This is a genomic window from Microcystis sp. M015S2, from assembly GCF_020245945.1.
Lineage (GTDB): Bacteria > Cyanobacteriota > Cyanobacteriia > Cyanobacteriales > Microcystaceae > Microcystis.
On sequence record NZ_JADBTX010000045.1, the window covers coordinates 15,502 to 35,373 of the forward strand.

Consider the following 19,872-nt stretch of genomic DNA (forward strand, 5'->3'; position numbering starts at 1 on the left):
ACCCTCTTTTCCGTCAGGAGACAAATTCATAATACTTTTGCCTGTTCCGGAGTTCCCTGATCACTGATCACTGAAAAACTGTCTTAACCACTAAATCGCGGTCTCATACAATAGGGACAATCGAGCCATTCTGGTTGTAGTTCGGCGCGACAACCACTACAGATTAAACCGCTTTTCCGTTTAGCTTTTAATTCCGCTTCCAGACCAGAATCGCTAAATGTCACCCGTTCCACTTCTTCGAGGGTGGTGTAACCCTCGCGCACCAGATTTAAACTGTAGGCTAGGAGTGTCACCATGCCCTCATCGACGGCCGCCTCCTTAATACGATCGGTGGTTGCCCCTTGGTTAATTAATTGCTGTAGTCGTTCACTGTTCTGCATCACCTCATAGACACCGATGCGACCTTTATAACCGCTGCCGTTACACTTGACGCAGAGATTACCCTGTCTTCGCGCCTGTTGAATTTCCGCTATGGTCAGGGTATTAGCCTTATAAAAGGTCACTTCCTGTTCATTGGCAGCGGAAAGACCAAAACGGGCCAATTCCTCTTGGGTGGGGTGATAGGCGACTCGACACTCGGTACAGACGCGCCGCACCAGACGCTGGGCCAAAACTCCCAACAGAGAACCAGAAATCATAAACGTTTCAACCCCCATCTCATCGAGACGAGCGATCGCACCTGCGGCATCGTTGGTGTGTAGGGTAGTTAAGACCAAGTGACCGGTTAAGGCGGCCTCGATCGCTGTTTTAGCTGTTTCCCTGTCCCTAGTTTCTCCCACCAGAATCACATCCGGATCTTGTCGCATGAAGGCCCGCAGAATCGAGGCGAAATCCATGCCTTTTTCGCGAATTACCTGCACCTGGGTGATGCCTGGTAGAGAATATTCGATCGGATCTTCGACGGTACTGATATTGACCCCAGGGTGATTTCTTTCCGCTAACACCGAGTATAAAGTGGTGGATTTCCCCGAACCGGTGGGGCCCGTCACCAGCAACAGACCAAAAGGATGACTGGCCAAGTCTCGGACGATTTGCAGGGTCTTTTGATCGGTGATTAGTTTATCTAAACCCAACTGGGTAGACGAGTTATCGAGAATCCGTAAACAGACTTTTTCCCCGTAGCGACTGGGCAGGGTATTAACCCGAAAATCCACTTTCCGCCCTTGATACATCCGCCGAATTTTACCATCTTGGGGAAGACGACGTTCGGCGATATCGAGCTCGGCCATGATTTTAAAACGGGCTGTAACCGCCGGGGTAATTCTTTTCGGCAGTGGATCAAAAGCTTGATGAAGAACTCCATCTTTGCGAAAGCGAATTTTCAGGAATTCGTCTTGGGGTTCGATGTGAATATCGGAAGTCCCTTCCTGTAGGGCTTTAGCTAGAATTTTATTGACCAGGTTGATGACGGGGGCTTGATTAGCGTCTCCTTCTCCGAGATCATCGGCCACTTCATCGTCAGCACCAGAGACCACCTCAATACTGGCGACAATATCGGTGATATCCGAGAGTTTTTCCAGTTCTTTTTCTTTTTCGAGTCTGGCTTTTTCCCTTTCTAGTTCCGGTTGGGCCCAGTGGAATTTTTCCAGTAATCTTTCATAATCTTCGCTGGTAATCACTAAACGCTGTAAACCTAACTCCCTGGGGCGGAGGATACGATTAATATCGTCCGTAGCCTCTAGGTTGTCGGGATCGACCATCGCTATCAAAATTGAAGCCGGCTCTCCTTCGATTCGACGCAGGGGGATGAGACGATAGCGACGACAAAGATCGATCGGAATCAAAGAATCGATCAGCCTGGCTATTTCCAGTCCATCCACATCGCTCAATTCGGGGTCGATAGATTCGACTCCGTAGAGAATTTTTAGTTCAAATAACTGGTTTTTCTTATACTGTCGCTGTAAATCTGGGGGCAAAGGTCGCCCGGTTAGTTTTTGTAATATTTCTACTAATGATCGTCCCGATTTTCGTGTTTCCACCAGGGCCTGTTGCATTTGCTCGGCACCGATATAGCCCGACTGCACCAACTTGTTACCAAAGGGGGAAAAGTAATTGCGTAGGGCAACAGCACGGGTTTTCTTGGAAGAAAATGTCATAGACGATTCCTAACCTCTCCACTACCCTTTAATCTTTCCAATTTTACTGAGAAAATTGCATTCTAGCAAAAATTTTTCTAGATCACTGATTATTGATCGGGGCTGCCTATAGTGCTTTTCACGTTACTGAGGTATCGACAAGTTTTGCCAACAAGGGGTTTAAGCCCCTTGCCCATGCCTCATTCTGATGAAAACTGCTATATATCTAGTTACGGATATTGTCCACAAAATGTTACATTAAGGGTTAAACCTTGATTATTAGCTGGTACTTAAAGACCAAAATTAGCAGTAAATGGTCATATATTGCCAAATTCCCCACTAAAATCGTATACCATGAGTGCAGAACCAAATACCTCAGCAATTTTCGACGAAAACCAAGAATCCTTTTCTAATTCCCCTGAATCTCTTGCAAACGAATCAGAAACCAGTCTCACCGATGAAGCCAAAACGGTGACGGACAAGGCCGCCTCTAGCGAGGAATTTTCCCTTCCAGACGGAATGACTATCGATTTTCTACAAGAGGAGATCGACACTCTCAAGCAGCAGTTAGAGGAGCAAACCCAACAGGTTGATGCCTATAAGAAACGCTATATCAGTCTAGCGGCCGAGTTCGACAATTTTCGCAAACGCACAGAGAAAGAAAAAGAGGAACTGGAAACCAAAACCAAGGGCAAAACCCTGATGGAAATTCTTGGCGTGGTGGATAATTTTGAGCGCGCCCGTACTCAAATTAAACCGGCTAATGATGGCGAGATGGGTATTCACAAGAGTTACCAAGGAGTCTATAAAACCTTAGTGGAGAGTCTCAAGCGTTTAGGCGTTTCCCCCATGCGTCCGGAAGGTCAACCCTTTGATCCCACCTACCACGAAGCGATGATGCGGGAGTACACCGATGAACATCCCGAAGGCACGGTAGTGGAGCAGTTAGTGCGGGGATACACTCTCGGAGAAGATGTTTTGCGTCATGCTTTGGTAAAAGTGGCCGCCCCCAAAGAGGCAGACCCTAACGCTGATCAGTCAGAATCTACTTCCATTCCATCGCAGGAATCGGTCTAAAATCCCGATGGGGATTAAAGCATTTTGAGGGTTAGGTATTAGCTGGTAGGGTCTGTATTCCCTCCCTGTCCCCTATCCCCACTGAAAGACTTTTTCTCTCTTGACCTATTTATTCGTAGGGGTGTGGGGTGTGGGGTGTGGGGTGTGGGGTGTAGGATTTTACCCATAAGAGCCAAAGATATTAGCCAACAAGGTTTTTAGATTTATTCAGCAAGCCCTATTGATCTTTTAATTAAAAATGCCTCTATACCTAGGGATTTTGCTCCTTGGTAATCCTCTTTTTTACTATCGCCAATATGCCAAGCTTGTGCGGGGGAACAATCATGTTTTTGCAGGGCGATTTGAAAAATTTCCGGATCGGGTTTAGCTGCTCCTGTCTGGGAAGAAATCGTGATCGAGCGAAAAAAATATTCTAAGCCTAATTCTGCCAAAACTTGGTAGATACGACTATCAAAATTAGAAATAATGCCCAACTCGATCCCCTGAATCTGCCAGAGTCTTAAAGCGGGAATGACATCCTCGTACAGGACCCAAGGCTCGGCCGTGGCAAAATGACGGTAAAGTTCGCCAAAAAAAGCCTCAAAATCGGGAAATTGTTCCAGATAACCTAAATTATTAAAAACTGCCCCAGTCAGCGATCGCCACCAGCGATACTCTAACTCAGGAATTTGTGCCGGTTCAACCTTAGGAAAAGCCAGGGGGGGAGAAGTGGGGAAAATAGCCGAGAAAGATTGTTCTAGTCTCTCGGCCGCCACCTCTACCCCAAAATCCGCCGCTATTTGACTATAAATTGCTCCGACACTGCCTTTTACTCCAAAAATGGTCCCCACAGCATCGAGAAAAATAACTTGCGGTTTCTGCATGAGAGTTTTGTTTATAACGGTCGAATTGAGGTTTTTAGGGTCGGCCCTTTAGCCAGCCTAACACACCTAACAATTGCTCATTTTAAAGGATTATGGCGTAAATTCTCGGATCGCTTGCCAAACCCTTAATGCCTCTGCCACTGTCCATGCTTGGGCAAAAGCACCCCTAGGGGTAAAAGGGGCATTACCATCGAAAATTTCACTTAAATTACCGATACAGCTATCCTGAAGATGGTCGATCATCGGTGTTAAAAAACTCTCAGCTAGAATGGGATCGCGATAGATTTTCAGATGGGCCTCGATAAATGCCCCTAATAACCATCCCCAGACTGTCCCCTGATGGTAGGCACTATCTCTTTTTAAGCGATCACCACTGTAAACGCCACGGTAATCAGGATGATCGGCATCTAGTGATCGCAAACCGCGAGAAGTCAACAATTTTAAAGCACAAATATCGACAATGGCCTTTTTCTGTGGGGAATTTAATAACTCCTCCACCGACAAGGACACGGCAAAAAGTTGATTCGGTCGTAAACTGGCATCATTACCCTTGTCCGTATCCAAAACATCGTAACAATACCCCAGAGAATCATCCCAGAAGCGAGAAAACCCTTTTAAGGTCATTTTTCTCATTTTTTCGTAATCAGTGGCATCCATGCCCAAATAATGGGCAAATTGAACCATTATTTTTAGGGCATTGAACCAAAGGGCATTAATTTCTACGGGTTTGCCGATGCGGGGAGTAATCACCAGATCATCAACTTTGGCATCCATCCAAGTCAATTGTACTCCCGCTTCGCCGGCATAGATCAAACCATCGTCATCTAGGTGAATATTGTAGCGAGTACCGCGACGAAACCAAGCGATCACTTCCTTTAAAGCGGGATAAATAGTTCTGAGAAACTCAAAATCTTGGCTTTGGTTAAAATAGGAACGAATGGCTTCAAAATACCAAAGAATAGCATCGACAGCGTTATATTCGGGCATTTCTCCGCCATCGGGCAGTAAATTGGGCAATAAACCCCGGTCTAGATAACGAGAAAAAGTTAGTAAAATCTGACGCGCGATCGCAGGTCTGCCTGTAGTCAAAGTTAATCCTCTTAGGGAGATCATCGTATCGCGACCCCAATCACCAAACCAAGGATAACCCGCGATTATCGTTTTGCCGTCCGGTTGATCCCGGAGAGGACGACTAACGATAAACTGGTCGGCAGCGAGGGTAAGTTGTTGAATCCATTCGGGCTGCTGGGGATTAATCAGACTATTTTCGTAGCGATAGCGAAACTCTAGAGAAGATTGACCGTCTAAATTCGGATCGGGACGGGTACTAGCGGCAATTGTCACCGATTCTCCCACTTTAAGAGTAGCCGAAAAACTAGCCCCATGAAGATGATTTTCCCGATCGATTAAACCACGATAACGTTCCACGGCCAAATCAAAGCGATAATACCAGATATGAGCAGGAAAAACCTCTCCTTGACTGATTAATAGATAAAAAGGTACAGCATGGTCATAGGCAATCACTCTTACTCCTTTTTCCAGAGGACTAATAGCCATTTGCCAGTTAAAACCCTGGGTATTGCCGTGAAAATCACGATAATTGACAAAAGCAGTCAGATTGAGAGTTAGGGGAGAATTGCCACGACGGTAGGTATAGTGAGTATAGGTGGTATTTTCTCCCTGTTCCATCCAAATGCGCTTTTCTAGCAAGGCATCCCCACAGATAAAAGTCCAGACGGGAATCGTCCCTTCCAGATGAAAACTTTCGATATTAATATAGCCTTGCGGTTCGATCGTAGCACCTAACCAGCGATTGCTGGCCAGATGATAAATTTTCTGGTTATATTGTACCGATTCATCGATTTTAGTCACAAGAAGCGTTCTTTGCGTCGGTGGAGCCAAAGCAGCGATCAAGAGGCCATGATAACAGCGAGTTAGCAATCCGGCCACGGTTCCCGCGGCAAAACCACCAATACCATTAGTGACTAACCATTCGCGCTTTTCAGCCACCGGGAGACAATTACAGATATCTCGACCAAAACGGAGCCTGACCATGAGCTTCCCAATTCCTAGTAATTTTGTTATAATTGAAAATTGTGTCTTTATATCTATAGACTAACTCTATCTTAAGGAGAAAAATCAGCAGTGAGTAAACGTACTTTAGAAGGAACCACGCGCAAACAGAAGCGCACTTCTGGATTTAGAGCGAGAATGCGTAGCGTCAACGGACGTAAAGTGATTAAAGCTCGTCGGAAAAGAGGGCGCTATCGTTTAAGTGTTTAGGTTATTCTGGGAACCGACTAATTTTCGTGGGACTACCCCAAATTCATCGCTTAAAACATCGACAGGATTTTCAAGCTGTCTATGGAAAAGGGAGGCGTTATCACGGTTCCCACTTAACCTTAATTAGTTTAGAGGATTCTTGCCCAGATCACTCTCTCCCCAGTCGTTTTGGTATCTCGATTAGCAAGAAAGTTAGTAAAAAAGCGGTGGTTCGTAATCGACTAAAAAGGCAAATACGAGCGGTAATTCGGCAGTTATTGCCAGAAATAGCGACAGGATGGCGAGGGATAATCATTATCCGTCCCGAGGCGATCGAGTGCAATTATGAACATTTTTTGCGAGAATTAAAGCAGTTGTTAGTGAAGGCGAATATAATTCATGGGCATTAAAGAAGAAACTTTTTATGAAGGCGGTCCGCACATCGGCGACCTAATCATCAATATCCTGCTAGGATTTACGGTGATTTGTTTACCTTTGACCGTTGGGGCAGTAGTACGGGCAATCTGGTTAAGATATAAGATAACCGATCGGCGGATTTCGATCACTGGGGGTTGGATGGGACGCGATCGCACAGATATTATCTATTCAGAAGTGGCAAAAGTAGCGAAAATGCCGAGAGGAATTGGTCTTTGGGGGGATATTGTCGTAACTCTCAAGGATAGAAGTCGTTTAGAAATGCGCGCGATGCCGAAATTCCGGGAAATTCATGACTATATTGCCGAAAGAGTCGCCGATAAAACCGGTCGTCCCCTAGAATCGATCATCAGTCAATAAAACAAAATAATCGATCGCCGCGATTCGATAAATTAGATTTGTCAAAGTGAACCCCCATTAAACGAGAAGGCATAGATTAAAGCCATGGATTTTGGAGTCGGATTTATTTCCACAAATATCATGTTGCCAATCCTAGATTTTTTCTTTCGGATTGTGCATAGTTACGGTTTCGCCATCATTGCTTTAACGCTAGTGGTGAGATTTGCCGTCTTTCCCCTCAGCGCCGGCCAGATTCGCAATATGAGAAAAATGCGAATCACGCAACCCCTAATGAAGGAAAGACAGGCAGAAATTCAACAACGCTACAAAAATGACCCGCAAAAACAACAGGAGGAAATGGGCAAATTAATGCAGGAGTTGGGCAATCCCCTAGCCGGTTGTTTACCCCTGTTATTACAAATGCCGATTCTTTTGGCTTTATTTGCGACGCTGCGGGGTTCCCCTTTCTCGGATATTAACTATACCGTCGATTTACAAGTGCTGCCAAGCGAACAAATCGCCCTCGTGCAGCGCCAACCCTATGCCACCAAACCCCAAAACGTCTATATTGACGAATCTCTCCACTATCCCATTACCGCTTTTTTACCCCAAGGCAATAAAATCGCCCCGGGAGAACAGGTAAAAATCGACCTGCAAAACGACCAGGGCAAGTCTTTAAGCCAATTAGCCACGGAAGCACCTGAAAATAACCTAAAACCCACCTACGAGGTGGTTAAAGGTCAAGAACTGGTGCAAGTTAATGAAGACGGTTCCATCGTCGCTTTAGCCCCCGGAGATGCCAGTATTAAAGTTATCGTGCCGGGGATTGCCGCTAATACGGGTTTTCTCTTTATTGAGGCCCTGGGAAGAATTGGGGCAACCGGTGCGAATGGTGAAATTCACTGGGATATCTTGGCGATGGTGATCGCTTTCGGTATTAGTATCTATGTTAACCAAGAGTTATCCGGCGCCGGTGCGCCTTCGGGGGGAGCAGCCCAACAACAGCAAACGGTGAATAAAATCACCCCGATAATTTTTAGTATGATGTTCCTGTTTTTCCCCTTACCGGCGGGGGTATTGATGTATATCTTAACCGCGAACATCTTCCAAACTATTCAAACGGTGATTTTGATGCGGGAACCTTTACCGGAAAACCTGCAAAAATTGGTAGCGGAACAGGAAAAAACGGAAAAAACCCGCGATGCTCTCCCCTTTGAAAAACGTTCTAGCAAGAAAAAGGAAAAAACATCGTAATGAGTATATGGGAGCAAAATAGCGAGAAAGCTAAACAATGGCTGGAAAAACTGCTAAAGTTGATGGCCATGCCCACAGATGTCCAGATTGGTGTGCAGGAATTGGGAACTGGACCTTCCTCCTGTTGGTTAATTATTGATAGCAGTCAATTGAGTCCCCAACAAGTGGAACTTCTCCTCGCTAACAAGGGTGAGGGACTGGATGCGATTCAATCCCTAGCTAATACGATTCTGAATATTGGTGTCGAGTCGGCAGAACATCAGTTCTATATTGTCGAAATCAATGGCTATCGTCAACAAAGACAGGCAGAACTTTTCGACTGGGTGAATCAAGCGGCGACGCAAGTGCGGCAAACAGGGCAGGAAATAGAATTAAAAGCCCTATCTTCGGCAGAACGTCGCCAAATTCATGCCTTTTTTCAGGAAGAAAACGATTTAACCACAGAAAGTCGCGGCGTGGAACCCGATCGCCGGTTAGTAATTCGTTTAAAATAAGACCAAAGGGTGGGGTAAAACCTGCCCTCTTTTTTATTTTAGCCAGATATTTCCTGTCTCGGAGTTTCTTCACCTAACGGAAGATTTTTGATTGTTGCAGGAGATTTAATAACTTAACTTCAGGGCATTTACAGGTACATCATCCCAAGATTCTACGGTTCTTAAAACTGCTACCCACCCCGCTTGTTTTTGTTCATCCGTAAGACTGGTTAACCAACTTTGATGACAATCTTTTGCCGCTTGTTCGTCTTGACAGGCAATACAAGCTTGTACTAAACCGCAGGGGTCAATCTGTTCATTTACCCAAATAATCATAGTTAATAGCCCTACTTAACTTTACTATTATAATCCATCGATCGCCCACAGAGAAACTTTTGATATTCATAACCCGTTACATAATTGGAGGATAACTCTGAGAGTTGACAGTCCGATAAATCTATTGAAGAATGGAAATTAATTAACCATAATTCAAAAGGGGGAGAAGATGACAGATTAAAATTTGGCTTTTGTTTTGGGTTGACTAAGAGAAACTTAGGGTTTTTGTCGGGAAATCTTTGGTTAAATTCCCAAGCAATTCCCATCATTTCTCCCACCTGCACCAAACTCCTATAGCTAGTAGCAATTACTAGCGGATAACGGCTATTATTTTCGATGGTGGTAACTAATTTATCTGGGCGATAATACTTACGATAGCCTAAATTAAAAGTAACACTTAGGGAACTAACTAAAGCCATGATAATTACAATAATTACGATTTTTTGCTGCTTCCTTTGCCAACAATTATCTAATAAAATTGCTAGAATTAAAATTACCGAGGGAAAGTAAACAAAACTATATCTAGCTCCCCGGGTAATATCGACCGAAAGCAGATAAGTGATGACAAAGAAAATAGCAATTGAACTGAGAAAAAATACCGAGAGAATGCCTAATTCTGGTTTATAGGAGTCTAGCCACGCTGTTTTTAATTGTGGGATAATCCAGAGAAAAAACCCGATCATTATTGCCCCAGAAATCAAGATAATTATTAAAGATTCTGATTCAACGGGGAGCAGAGAAAGCATAGTAATTAATGTTCCCAGCAATTGAAAAAAGGGGCTAATTACTGCTAAAAAACTATCATTGTCTCTCTGAATCCAACCGGTCATCTGATTGCCATAATCTTTGGGTACAACCGTGATCAACCAAATAACAATAAAGCTCAAGTTACCTAAAAAAACTAAACTTAAACGCCACCAATTAGTTATCCAAAAGTTTTTTTGTTTGATTTGATTGAATAAAATCAATAATAAAGTTATTGCTTCCGCTAGGATAGTTAAACTAAAAAAATAGTGGACTAATAACCCTAGACAGTTGACAATTAACCAGAAAAAAACCAAAGTATGGGATATTCTTTGATGGTGGATAATTTGGCCGCTTGCCCTAAGAAAACAGCCTAAAGATATGAGTACAAATACAACCGCTAAAGTATAATGACGCGCTTCTTGGGAGATAAAAACCCCGTAGGGAGAAACCGCCATTAAAATCGCCGCTAGAAAAGCGATCGAGCCTGATTTAAAGACCAATTTACTGATAAAATAAATTAAAGGAATCGAAATAACTCCCCAAAATACTGCCAGCGCTCGCATTCCTTCTAAAGATACATATTCTCCCCGATCAAAGAATAATTTATTCCAGAGATAGGCGAGAATAAAATATAAAGGTGGATGATTGTCCTCCTGAATAACTAATTTAATTACATCGGCAATAGTTGCCCGATCATTGCTCTGGAGAGGTGCGAATAAAGTGGCGAGGGAAATTATCTGATTTAACGGCACTATCTGGTAATTATTGCCAATACTAAAAACCATAGTTGCAAATTCATCCGTCCAGGGAGGTTTGCTCGTTAATTGTGTTAACCTAATAACCAGTCCCAAAATTATTACTAATCCTAACCAGCAAAAATCAGACCAAGCTAACCGCTCCTTGCTTCTTTGTTGTAGATCAGAAATGACTGTAGATAAATTCAATTTAATTGTTATCTCCGAAAGATTCGATTATTTTAACCGCTTCCGATGGGGAAATATCTTGACGGCAATTAGGATAATCATACTCCTCCCGGGCAATTAATGCCCCACTGAGACGATAAAAATATTCTCCCATTTTCATCCAATCGGAATAAAAATCGGGTTCGGGGAATTGTTGCCTTAATTCCGAGTTTTTGGGTGTACCATAATTGAGCCAGTATCCTTCTCCAAATAGTGGGGAATTGAGCGCTAGGGTTCCCTCTAATTCTAAACCATCATCGCCCCTAGCGTTTTCGATTCCTTCCACCAAAAAACAGCTATTCTCGGCATTTTCAAAGAGGATTGCGTATCCTTTCCTCTCTTCTGCGAGGATTTTAATCTCGCTGGCCCGAAATCCGGGGGGGATATAGTTAGGTAAAATAATCTTAGCATCTAGCGATCGCAGTTGTTGCCGTTGACTGGCGCTCAAAGTTACCGTTTCTGCTCTCAGATATTGCCCATTGTCAATAATAACAATAGATAATCCTAAAACTAAAGGCCAGAAAAATTTTATGGTCATAATCGCGGTTTCTAGGGTCATATTCTGGAGAATATGTCAGTTTTTAGGCAATTTACTGATTATTTAACCAGATTGACGACGAATATTGCCCTTTTCCTGTTCCCGATTCCCTATTTACCCATTCTAATCGACAAAAAATCATAGCTTATCTGTGGATTCCACTTTTTTCCACTTCTGTCACCCAGAATTATGGGACTGACATCACCCCAAACCCTCTCGTATTCTAAGGTTATCGAGAGGAAAGAGAGGTAACAACCATGTTAGCCAGCCACCAAAATCAAACTTTTGTCCGTAACTACTTAATCGCAGTTATCTCCGTGGTGATGATGGGTGTGGGAGTTGCCGATCTCGTCAATAATCCCTCCCGAATCGCTCAACAAAACCGTCTTGATGGTTATGGTCGCTATGTTAGCGCTGGTTTGGTTAGCGGTGCGGTCAATAATATACGTTAATCTGCCTCTGATTCTCAAGCCTGTTGAAAAGGTGTGGGGAATTATGAATTATGAATTATGAACTGGGGAGAATAAATAAAAATAATCTCCTGAATACTGATAGCTAAAAATAACTGATAACTGAAACTGCTTAAACCCAAGAATGGAGAGCGCGTAATTGGGGCGTTTTTTTAGCTTGGTGGGTCTGCATTCTTTGTAAAACATCATCAAGAATTGTCACCGCTTCCCGGATATATTTCCCCTTATTAAGCATGACACATTCGGCCCTTTCGGCCATAGCGGCATCGGTAATCTCGGCCCGGGAAGGAATACTTTTCTTGACCAGATTTTCTAGAACTTGGGTAGCCCAAATTACTGGAATATGGGCTGCTTCGCATAACCAGAGAATTTCCTCTTGAATTTCTGCTAGTCTTTGATAGCCAATTTCTACGGCCAAATCACCCCGGGCAATCATCACCCCAAAAGGTTGTTTACCGGCGGCATGGATGATTAATTCGGGAAGATTTTTCACGGCTAAAGGTGTTTCTATTTTGGCCACAATTGCTTTTTGTCGCCAAGCATCCCCCAAACGACTTTGTAACTCTAGCTGTAGTGTCTCGATATCGCTGGCTTTCTGCACAAAAGAGTAACCGATAATATCGGCATTGTGGGCAATAAAATCTAAATCTTGCCGGTCTTTTGCGGTCAAAGGATCGATATTTAAGACGGTATCGGGGAAATTTAGACCCTTATCTGCTTTGAGTTTTTCTCCTTTCTCTCTTGCGTGGGTAATTTTTAGTAAAAGACCTTCCGGCATTATGGCAATAACTTCAGCCCCAATATGACCATCATCAATCCAAACTTTCGCCCCGACGGGAATTTGGGGAATAATTTCCGGTTGGGAACAATTAGCCTGAAAATACTGAGGATGGGCAGTATGGGGCGGTTGGGTGGTTAAGAGGAGAAAATCCCCTTGATATAGTCTGGTTTGGGACTGGGGGGCTAAAATCTCTTCTAAACGGATTTTTGGACCCGCTAAGTCCATATAAACCTTACAGGTATCTCCATTGACTAAATTTTCGGGATTTTTGACCGCCTCGCGCAGATTTTCGATCATTCCCTGCCACTCTTTCGGGCTATCATGGGCGCAATTAATGCGAATACAGTCCATCCCGCAACGCAGTAATTGAGCGATAAAATCGGGGTCAGTTGCCGCCTCCGTCGGCATTGTCACCATAATTCGCACCCGACGCCGGGGGGAAGGCAGACCGAAAACTTCGGCGCTATGGGAAGCTAAAAGTTGATCTCCTTGGAAAAATGCCTCTAAAGGGGGATGTTTTGGCAATAATGAGGATTCTTGATGACAAACCGCCCCTAAAGTGGCAATTACGGCATCGAGAGTCGGTAAAACTTTTGATTCAATCCGGCCTAGGGAAGATAATCCCCAGGGCATTAAAGCTAATTGTAAATCCCGGATATCTTCTTGTCTCAGGGCGAGATAATAGGCTAAATTACGGGTGCTAGGTTGAAAATTCTCCTTTTCAATCAGGTTTTTCCACTGCTGCAATTTCTCCTCTCCTTCTACTGTCACAAAATGCCGTAACTTTTGCAGATGATGGAGGAGAGTTTGAGGGTAGGATAATTGTTCTCGTTTGAGTTGTTCTGAGAGAGTTAAAGACATAAAATCAAGTAAAAATTAAAAATCGTCAATTACTAAGGCAATACTCGCCTAGAAAATGATCACTTTTGCGGCTTATATTGCTCTTGGCTGGTTATGGGGTCAGTTATTGGGTATAATCTCTCTGTTTCTATACTAAGCAAATATCCCGTCTCTAGAAGTTAATTTTTGCTACGATTTATGTCGGTTATCTTCATGGTGAGTTGGGAAGTTTTGGTTTTCGGGAGTCGCTGGTCGGTGGTCGATACTAAAAAAGCTAGGTTTATCGGTGAAAAATTATCGATAAGCTTCTTTAATCTTATGCCTTTGATAAAATTAAAAATAATGGCGGACATTGGTTGAATAAATTATCTTTTTTGAGCTATATTAAAGGTGCATAAAGTTATTAGTAACTACATTATTAAGTTTTATGAAGGGAGGGAATGATCCAGAATCGCGACTATAATGATTAAACAGATCATTCCTGTGTCGGCGAGAGCGAGAAAATATGTCTGCCACTGAATACGAAGCAATTATCGGTTTAGAAACCCACTGTCAACTGAACACCAGAAGCAAGATATTTTGTTCCTGTCCCACCAACTTCGATAGTCCCCCCAATACTAACGTCTGTCCCATCTGTTTGGGTTATCCGGGGGTGTTACCCGTCCTTAACCAAGAAGTCCTGGCCAGTGCCGTTAAACTGGGATTAGCTATCGATGGTAAAATCACACCTCATAGCAAATTTGATCGCAAACAGTATTTTTATCCCGACCTGCCGAAAAATTATCAAATTTCCCAGTATGATCTCCCTATTGTCGAACAGGGTCAACTAGAAATCGAGATCGTCGATAAAAAAACTAAGGAAGTTAGCCGCAAAATTATCGGCATTACCCGTCTGCACATGGAAGAAGACGCGGGAAAACTGGTTCATGCCGGCAGCGAACGTCTCTCCGGTTCCACCCATTCCCTCGTGGATTTTAACCGTACAGGTGTACCATTATTAGAAATTGTCTCGGAACCGGATTTACGCACCGGGGCCGAAGCGGCGGAATATGCCCAAGAATTACGGCGTTTAGTGCGTTATCTCGGCATCAGTGACGGCAATATGCAGGAAGGTTCCCTGCGCTGCGATGTCAATATTTCCGTTCGCAAAAAAGGCACTGAAAAGTTCGGGACTAAGGTAGAAATTAAAAATATGAACTCCTTTAGTGCTATCCAAAAAGCCATAGAATACGAGATCGATCGACAAATTGAAGCGATCAAAAATGGTGAACCAATCGTACAGGAAACCCGTCTTTGGGAAGAAGCTAGTCAACGGACGATTAGTATGCGGAAAAAAGAAGGTTCTAGCGATTATCGCTATTTTCCCGAACCGGATTTACCCCCCCTAGAAGTCTCCGCCGAACAGTTAAAAGCTTGGGCGGAAGAATTACCGGAATTACCCGCGCGTAAACGTCGTCGTTATGAAGAAGAATTTGGTCTTTCCGCCTACGATGCCAGGGTTTTAACCGATGATCGCACCGTGGCCGAATATTTTGAAACTGCTGTAATTGCGGGGGCAAATGCGAAATTAGTTGCTAACTGGATCAGTCAAGATATCGCCGCTTATTTGAATAATAATAAGCTGACGATCACAGAAATCGCCCTGCAAGCGTCAGACTTGGCTGAATTAGTTAAACTGATTGAAACGGGAACAATTAGTGGCAAAATTGCTAAGGAAATTTTACCCGAACTTCTCACCCAGGGCGGTTCACCGAAAGCGCTGGTGGAAAAGAAAGGATTAATACAAATTTCTGACACTTCTGCCATCGAAAAACTGATCGAGGACATTATCGCCGCCCATCCAAGCGAGTTAGAAAAATTCCGGGCGGGTAAAACCAATCTCAAGGGTTTTTTTGTTGGTCAAGTCATGAAAAAAAGCGGCGGTAAGGCCGATCCTAAATTAACTAGCCAAATCTTAGATCAAAAACTTTCTGGTTAGTTATATTCAGTGATCAGTGATCAGTGTAAATTATGAATTATGAATTATGAATTATGAATTGGGGAGGGGGGAGAAGAAATAAAAACACTCTCCTGCCTCCTGTCTCCTATCTCCTGACAGCTAAAATAACTGATAACTGAAAATGCCAAATTCTCCAACAAACTCGCAATTAAAGCCTAATAGCCCGAAAATTCTGGCTGTTGTCAACGGTAAAGGTGGTGTGGGTAAAACCACCACTGCGGTTAATTTAGCGGCAATTTGGGGGCAAAATCAGCGTGTTTTGCTGGTGGATGCGGATCCGCAGGGTTCCTCCACTTGGTGGGTAGAAAGAAATCAAGGGGATATGGTATTTGATTTAGCCAAGCAAATTAATACAGAGAAATTAGGAGAATTGCGTCAAATTATCGAGTACGATCTGATCGTGATTGACACACCACCAGCTTTGCGCTCCGAATTACTGACGGCAGTAATAGCAGAATCAGATTATTTAATTTTACCGACTCCTCCCGCACCGATGGATTTAATGGCTTTAATTGACACGGTACGCACGGCAGTTAAACCCCTAGGAATTGCCTATCGGGTTTTGTTAACGAAAGTGGATTCCCGTAGTCTTAAGGAAACTTTGGAAGCACAAAATACTTTATTAGAATTAGGTATTCCTGCCTGTCATGCTTTTGTCAGAAATTATAAGGCCCACGAAAAAGCCGTTTTAGACGGGGTAGCTATTACCAATTGGCGCGGTAAAAATGCCCAAGAAGCCAGCGCCGATTATCGTCGTGTGGCCGAAGAATTAGAACGGGATTGGTAGATTTATCGACAGGTTTTCTAAGCACAATATTTTTGCAGTAAAGAAATCACTAAATCTAGACCATCGGGCTGAACTTGAACAGTATAGGCTTCGGCTTCAATTTGTCGGCTAAAACCTTCATAATTCATAAAAAATCTTCTGGTTATTGCTGGTGGTTCTATCCCTAAATTAAGAGCTTTAACTGTTTTGCCTCCATGACAAAGTTGGGCAGCATGGACAGCTTCATGAATCAATGTTGGTCGGGCAATACCTAAGTCAAAAACTAGGGGATGAATCCAAATAATTCTAGTTTTACTATCAAATAAACCGTAGGCTCCTCGCACTGGTGGCGGGGCAATTTTGACGATGAAATTGTGTTTTTCTAGAGCTTTTTGTAGTCGTAGAAAATCTGGATTTGCTGCCGATAAATTTTCTCCTGCAGCTAATTGCATCCCTAGAAAAACAGCAGCGATTGTGTAATAAATGCCCATCAGGTGATAGTTCCTATTAAAGAAAAATCCAAATTAGCAAGAGGTTATTCATTGATGAATCGAACCATCGGGGAGAATTGTTCCCGTTAAAATTGCTCCAGTTAATTTCACCATAATACGCTTACCAAAGCCAATTTTTGCCCCGCGTAAATCTGCCGCCGACAGATCCGCCCCGCTTAAATCCGCTCCGATGAGATTGGCTTCCTGTAAATTTGCGCCTTTAAGGTTAGCTTCGAGGAGATTGGCGCGAAAAAGATTAGCTTTGTACAGATTGGCTTTTTCTAGGTTAATTTTGTGCAGGAAGCTATCGCTTAAGTCGGCATGGCTTAAATCTGCCCCGATGAGACTGCGACTAGAGAGATCTTTTTCTTTCAGGTTGGCTCCCTGTAAATCGGCTCCGTTTAAATCCCGATAGTGAGGGCGCCAGGCGGCATGATTGTGGACCTGATGGTTATTCTGGGAGTGGCTGTGTTGACTGTGGGTTTGTTGACTGTGGGTTTGTGAATTTTGGCCGGGTTGGCTAGGGTGAGGCTGATAGGGAGAAGCAGTTTTATAGGCGTGGGCGGGCTGTTTTTCAGTTTTAGGGGCGGAATTGGAGCGTTTAGGAGAATTTTGATGAATTTGCCGCAATTGTTCCCTAGCTTGGTTAATTTCTTGCAGTTTAGCGGTGGCTTTTTCCAAAAGACGCTGATTATCTTTGGGAATGCGATCGGGATGCCAAATAAACACCAAATCTTTGTAGGCTTGATTGATCTCATCGAGAGATGCCCCATGATCTAACCCTAAAACTTTATAGTATCGCTCCAATTCTTTCATCATCGAAGTCCTAATACAAGGATAAAAGCATTAATGGCCACAATTTTGCTGAGTCTTGTCGGATTTTCTAGGAGAGGATTTCTTTCAGGATAATTTGACTCTGGGAGAGTTGCCATAAAATTTGAGAAAATGTCTGGTAATTAAGAAAATCTCGTTTTTCTATCCTGTTTTGTGGCGTAACTGTATAGCACATAACAGCAAAATTAGCAAATTTTTGATACAAAACTTAATTTTTGCTGTTGGGGGTTAGGGAGAGGGAAGTGGGGAAGTGGGGAAGTGGGGAAGTGGGGAAGTGGGGAAGTGGGGAAATTGAACTAAAACCCCAAAACCCCAAGACCCCAAAACCCCAACACCTAAAACCTGCCGACCGCCGACCGCCGACCGACTGCTGTATGATAAAACTTGTCCCGATAGGATAAATCAAGGTCGTGAAATTTGGTCAGTGGTTGGGGTTTATCTGTTTAATAATGGCTCTCTATGTATTGTGGCAGATTCGACAGCTGTTATTATTGATTTTTATGGCGATCGTGTTTACCGTAGCCTTAAATAGATGTGTAAAAGGATTGCAGAGATTGGGGATTAAAAGGGGTTTGGCTATTTTAATCACCCTGCTGACGAGTCTAGGAATTGTGATTTTATTTTTTATAATTATTGTTCCCCCCTTTATCGAACAGTTTCAAAAATTAATTGAACTTTTACCGCAAGCTTGGGATTTAGTCCGTAATAACTCGATTCGATGGCGACAACAATTTCAATTTGATTGGCTGCCATCGCTGCCTAATTTAAGTGATTTAGTCCAGCAGTTACAACCTTTAGGAACCTTTGTTTTTAGTAACTTTTTTACCTTCTTTTCTAACTCAGTTGCGGCAATTTTGCAATTATTATTTGTGCTGGTGTTAGCAATTATGATGTTAGCCAACCCCCAACCCTATCGACAAGCTTTCTTAAAATTATTTCCTAACTTCTATCGTCGTCGTGCCGAGGAAATTCTTACCCTATCGGAAGCAGGTTTAGGTAATTGGTTGTTGGGAATTGCCATTAGTTCAACTATGGTAGGATTATTCAGTGGTTTCGGTCTTTGGGTTCTACAAATTAATCTAGTTCTCGTTCATGCTATCCTAGCAGGATTGCTCAATTTTATCCCTAATATCGGACCGACTGCTAGTGTGATTTTTCCGATCCTCATTGCTGTTATCGATGCACCTTGGAAAATTGTCGCTATTCTGATTCTCTATTTTATTATCCAAAATGTCGAAAGTTATTTGCTGACACCAACTGTCATGGCTAAACAGGTATCTTTACTACCAGCAATTACCCTAATCGCTCAAATTTTCTTCGCTCAAATATTTGGCATCTTAGGTTTATTATTGGCTTTACCTTTGACAGTGGTAGTAAAAACATGGTTAGATGAATTACTATTCAAAGACATTTTAGATCAATGGGATCACGTCCATAAAAAATCTTAAATAATCTCGGCAAAAGTCATGAAATTAATCATTCTTACTCTCGTTATTTTATCTAATTTTTTTGCTGCTCTCCCAGCTAAGTCTGAAACGGTTCTAGAAAAAATTAAACGCACGGGATTATTAGAAGTAGCTATGAGAGAAGATGCGATTCCTTTTGGCTATCGAGATAGTAATAATAATTTGCAGGGATTATGCTTAGATTTTATCCAATTGCTCAGAGGGGAACTAAAGCATAAATTAAACCTCCAGATCATCAGTGTCAAAATTTATAAATCAACTTTATTTAATCGCTTCCAGTTATTGGAAAATAAAACCGTTGATTTCGAGTGTGGTCCCAATAGTATCAGAAAAAATATACCTGATGGTGTCAGTTTTTCCCGTCCTTTTTTTGTGACTGGAACTCAGTTTTTAGTTCGGAGTGATAGTCAGAAGAATTTTAACTTTTCCTCGTCCTTAGAAGGTATAAGTATTGGAGTTTTGCGAGATACCAGCACTCAAGAATTATTAAGACAAAAATATCCTCTTGCTACCTATCAAGAATTTCAAGGAGTGACGGGAAGACTGCGGGGTATCCAAAGTTTAAGAAGGAATAGAATAGATGCTTTTGCTAGTGATGGTATTCTGCTAATTGGAGAAGCTGTCATTCTCGGTTTATCCTTAGAAAAAGATTATCAACTTATCCCCCGCAATCCTTTAAATTGTGATTATTATGGTTTCATTCTTCCCGCTAATGATCCCCAATGGCAAGAGTTTATTAATGGGGTTATCGTCACCAGTGAGAACAGAAATATTTTTAAAACATGGTTTACTGAAGTTGCTTCCTATTTTATAGATACCTGGCAATATTGTCGTAATAATCCCCAAAAATCCCAGTAAAACTTA

20 protein-coding genes are annotated in these 19,872 nt (G+C 42.8%); 11 read left to right on the forward strand and 9 right to left on the reverse strand.

Translation table 11 applies throughout. The annotated features are described in order from the left end of the window. Nucleotides 1-83: 83 nt before the first annotated feature. Complete coding sequence (locus IM473_RS09090) at nucleotides 84-2,096, reverse strand: GspE/PulE family protein (protein WP_287658589.1); 2,013 nt, start codon at nucleotides 2,094-2,096, stop codon at nucleotides 84-86. A 333-nt stretch (nucleotides 2,097-2,429) separates the two neighbouring features. On the opposite strand from IM473_RS09090, the gene grpE reads away from it, so the two are divergent. Beyond that, on the forward strand, nucleotides 2,430-3,152 hold the full coding sequence (grpE, locus tag IM473_RS09095; protein WP_287658590.1) for a nucleotide exchange factor GrpE: 723 nt from the start codon (nucleotides 2,430-2,432) through the stop codon (nucleotides 3,150-3,152). 203 nt (nucleotides 3,153-3,355) lie between these two features. Here grpE and IM473_RS09100 read toward each other — a convergent pair whose 3' ends face one another. Further along, entirely contained in the window at nucleotides 3,356-4,015 is a 660-nt protein-coding gene (locus tag IM473_RS09100) for an HAD-IA family hydrolase (RefSeq protein ID WP_287658591.1), read from the reverse strand. A gap of 90 nt (nucleotides 4,016-4,105) precedes the next feature. Then, nucleotides 4,106-6,070 (reverse strand): amylo-alpha-1,6-glucosidase, encoded by a 1,965-nt coding sequence (locus IM473_RS09105; protein WP_287658592.1) that lies wholly within the window; start codon nucleotides 6,068-6,070, stop codon nucleotides 4,106-4,108. Nucleotides 6,071-6,160: 90 nt separating this feature from the next. Here IM473_RS09105 and rpmH point away from each other — a divergent pair, with 90 nt between their 5' ends. The 5 genes from rpmH (at nucleotide 6,161) to IM473_RS09130 (ending at nucleotide 8,799) form a co-directional block, all read left to right on the forward strand. Then, nucleotides 6,161-6,298 (forward strand): 50S ribosomal protein L34, encoded by a 138-nt coding sequence (gene rpmH, locus IM473_RS09110; RefSeq protein ID WP_002739276.1) that lies wholly within the window; start codon nucleotides 6,161-6,163, stop codon nucleotides 6,296-6,298. Nucleotides 6,299-6,324: 26 nt separating this feature from the next. Further along, nucleotides 6,325-6,687, forward strand: coding sequence for a ribonuclease P protein component (rnpA, locus tag IM473_RS09115; protein WP_287658593.1), 363 nt, complete (start codon nucleotides 6,325-6,327; stop codon nucleotides 6,685-6,687). Beyond that, nucleotides 6,677-7,072, forward strand: a complete 396-nt coding sequence (locus tag IM473_RS09120) for a PH domain-containing protein (protein WP_002738951.1) — start codon at nucleotides 6,677-6,679, stop codon at nucleotides 7,070-7,072. Before rnpA ends, IM473_RS09120 begins: the two co-directional genes overlap by 11 nt. 84 nt (nucleotides 7,073-7,156) lie before the next feature. Beyond that, a complete protein-coding gene (yidC, locus tag IM473_RS09125; protein ID WP_287658594.1) occupies nucleotides 7,157-8,305 on the forward strand; it encodes a membrane protein insertase YidC in 1,149 nt (382 codons plus the stop codon). Continuing rightward, nucleotides 8,305-8,799: a Jag family protein gene (locus IM473_RS09130; protein WP_151695271.1), complete on the forward strand. Its 495-nt coding sequence runs from the start codon at nucleotides 8,305-8,307 to the stop codon at nucleotides 8,797-8,799. The genes yidC and IM473_RS09130 overlap by 1 nt, the downstream gene beginning before the upstream one ends. Before the next feature lie 105 nt (nucleotides 8,800-8,904). Here the strand turns inward: IM473_RS09130 and IM473_RS09135 are convergent, their stop codons facing one another. Genes IM473_RS09135 through IM473_RS09145 form a run of 3 tightly spaced genes read right to left on the reverse strand, consistent with a single transcriptional unit; the run spans nucleotide 8,905 to nucleotide 11,382 of the window. After that, on the reverse strand, nucleotides 8,905-9,114 hold the full coding sequence (locus tag IM473_RS09135) for a hypothetical protein (RefSeq protein WP_002739214.1): 210 nt from the start codon (nucleotides 9,112-9,114) through the stop codon (nucleotides 8,905-8,907). 11 nt (nucleotides 9,115-9,125) lie between these two features. Beyond that, a complete protein-coding gene (locus IM473_RS09140) occupies nucleotides 9,126-10,805 on the reverse strand; it encodes a glycosyltransferase family 39 protein (RefSeq protein WP_287658595.1) in 1,680 nt (559 codons plus the stop codon). Between the two features lies 1 nt (nucleotide 10,806). After that, nucleotides 10,807-11,382 (reverse strand): hypothetical protein, encoded by a 576-nt coding sequence (locus IM473_RS09145; protein WP_287658596.1) that lies wholly within the window; start codon nucleotides 11,380-11,382, stop codon nucleotides 10,807-10,809. A gap of 236 nt (nucleotides 11,383-11,618) precedes the next feature. Between IM473_RS09145 and IM473_RS09150 the strand changes: the two genes are divergently transcribed. Continuing rightward, a complete protein-coding gene (locus IM473_RS09150) occupies nucleotides 11,619-11,813 on the forward strand; it encodes a hypothetical protein (RefSeq protein ID WP_287658598.1) in 195 nt (64 codons plus the stop codon). 130 nt (nucleotides 11,814-11,943) lie between these two features. On the opposite strand, the gene IM473_RS09155 is transcribed toward IM473_RS09150, so the two are convergent. Further along, the gene (locus IM473_RS09155; RefSeq protein ID WP_287658599.1) at nucleotides 11,944-13,473 is read right to left on the reverse strand and encodes a pyruvate kinase; all 1,530 of its coding nucleotides are present in this window, start codon (nucleotides 13,471-13,473) and stop codon (nucleotides 11,944-11,946) included. 484 nt (nucleotides 13,474-13,957) lie between these two features. Between IM473_RS09155 and gatB the strand changes: the two genes are divergently transcribed. Both gatB and IM473_RS09165 read left to right on the forward strand, forming a co-directional pair. Further along, nucleotides 13,958-15,430 (forward strand): Asp-tRNA(Asn)/Glu-tRNA(Gln) amidotransferase subunit GatB, encoded by a 1,473-nt coding sequence (gene gatB / locus IM473_RS09160; RefSeq protein ID WP_287658601.1) that lies wholly within the window; start codon nucleotides 13,958-13,960, stop codon nucleotides 15,428-15,430. Between the two features lie 142 nt (nucleotides 15,431-15,572). Further along, entirely contained in the window at nucleotides 15,573-16,238 is a 666-nt protein-coding gene (locus IM473_RS09165) for a ParA family protein (protein ID WP_287658602.1), read from the forward strand. A gap of 17 nt (nucleotides 16,239-16,255) precedes the next feature. Here the strand turns inward: IM473_RS09165 and IM473_RS09170 are convergent, their stop codons facing one another. Continuing rightward, nucleotides 16,256-16,708 carry a DUF8637 domain-containing protein gene (locus IM473_RS09170; protein WP_287658603.1) on the reverse strand — a complete coding sequence of 151 codons (453 nt, stop codon included), beginning with the start codon at nucleotides 16,706-16,708 and terminating at the stop codon, nucleotides 16,256-16,258. A gap of 48 nt (nucleotides 16,709-16,756) precedes the next feature. Further along, nucleotides 16,757-17,524 (reverse strand): pentapeptide repeat-containing protein, encoded by a 768-nt coding sequence (locus tag IM473_RS09175; protein ID WP_287658644.1) that lies wholly within the window; start codon nucleotides 17,522-17,524, stop codon nucleotides 16,757-16,759. Between the two features lie 428 nt (nucleotides 17,525-17,952). On the opposite strand from IM473_RS09175, the gene IM473_RS09180 reads away from it, so the two are divergent. After that, nucleotides 17,953-18,990 carry an AI-2E family transporter gene (locus tag IM473_RS09180; RefSeq protein WP_287658604.1) on the forward strand — a complete coding sequence of 346 codons (1,038 nt, stop codon included), beginning with the start codon at nucleotides 17,953-17,955 and terminating at the stop codon, nucleotides 18,988-18,990. Nucleotides 18,991-19,008: 18 nt separating this feature from the next. Further along, nucleotides 19,009-19,866 carry an amino acid ABC transporter substrate-binding protein gene (locus tag IM473_RS09185; protein ID WP_287658606.1) on the forward strand — a complete coding sequence of 286 codons (858 nt, stop codon included), beginning with the start codon at nucleotides 19,009-19,011 and terminating at the stop codon, nucleotides 19,864-19,866. Nucleotides 19,867-19,872: the final 6 nt, after the last annotated feature.

Coding starts and splice junctions, on each gene's coding strand:
- IM473_RS09090 (WP_287658589.1), bottom strand. CDS start 2,096: ATGACATTTTCTTCCAAGAAAACCCGTGCTGTTGCCCTACGCAATTAC.
- grpE (WP_287658590.1), top strand. CDS start 2,430: ATGAGTGCAGAACCAAATACCTCAGCAATTTTCGACGAAAACCAAGAA.
- IM473_RS09100 (WP_287658591.1), bottom strand. CDS start 4,015: ATGCAGAAACCGCAAGTTATTTTTCTCGATGCTGTGGGGACCATTTTT.
- IM473_RS09105 (WP_287658592.1), bottom strand. CDS start 6,070: ATGGTCAGGCTCCGTTTTGGTCGAGATATCTGTAATTGTCTCCCGGTG.
- IM473_RS09120 (WP_002738951.1), top strand. CDS start 6,677: ATGGGCATTAAAGAAGAAACTTTTTATGAAGGCGGTCCGCACATCGGC.
- yidC (WP_287658594.1), top strand. CDS start 7,157: ATGGATTTTGGAGTCGGATTTATTTCCACAAATATCATGTTGCCAATC.
- IM473_RS09130 (WP_151695271.1), top strand. CDS start 8,305: ATGAGTATATGGGAGCAAAATAGCGAGAAAGCTAAACAATGGCTGGAA.
- IM473_RS09135 (WP_002739214.1), bottom strand. CDS start 9,114: ATGATTATTTGGGTAAATGAACAGATTGACCCCTGCGGTTTAGTACAA.
- IM473_RS09145 (WP_287658596.1), bottom strand. CDS start 11,382: ATGACCCTAGAAACCGCGATTATGACCATAAAATTTTTCTGGCCTTTA.
- IM473_RS09150 (WP_287658598.1), top strand. CDS start 11,619: ATGTTAGCCAGCCACCAAAATCAAACTTTTGTCCGTAACTACTTAATC.
- IM473_RS09155 (WP_287658599.1), bottom strand. CDS start 13,473: ATGTCTTTAACTCTCTCAGAACAACTCAAACGAGAACAATTATCCTAC.
- gatB (WP_287658601.1), top strand. CDS start 13,958: ATGTCTGCCACTGAATACGAAGCAATTATCGGTTTAGAAACCCACTGT.
- IM473_RS09165 (WP_287658602.1), top strand. CDS start 15,573: ATGCCAAATTCTCCAACAAACTCGCAATTAAAGCCTAATAGCCCGAAA.
- IM473_RS09170 (WP_287658603.1), bottom strand. CDS start 16,708: ATGGGCATTTATTACACAATCGCTGCTGTTTTTCTAGGGATGCAATTA.
- IM473_RS09175 (WP_287658644.1), bottom strand. CDS start 17,524: ATGAAAGAATTGGAGCGATACTATAAAGTTTTAGGGTTAGATCATGGG.
- IM473_RS09185 (WP_287658606.1), top strand. CDS start 19,009: ATGAAATTAATCATTCTTACTCTCGTTATTTTATCTAATTTTTTTGCT.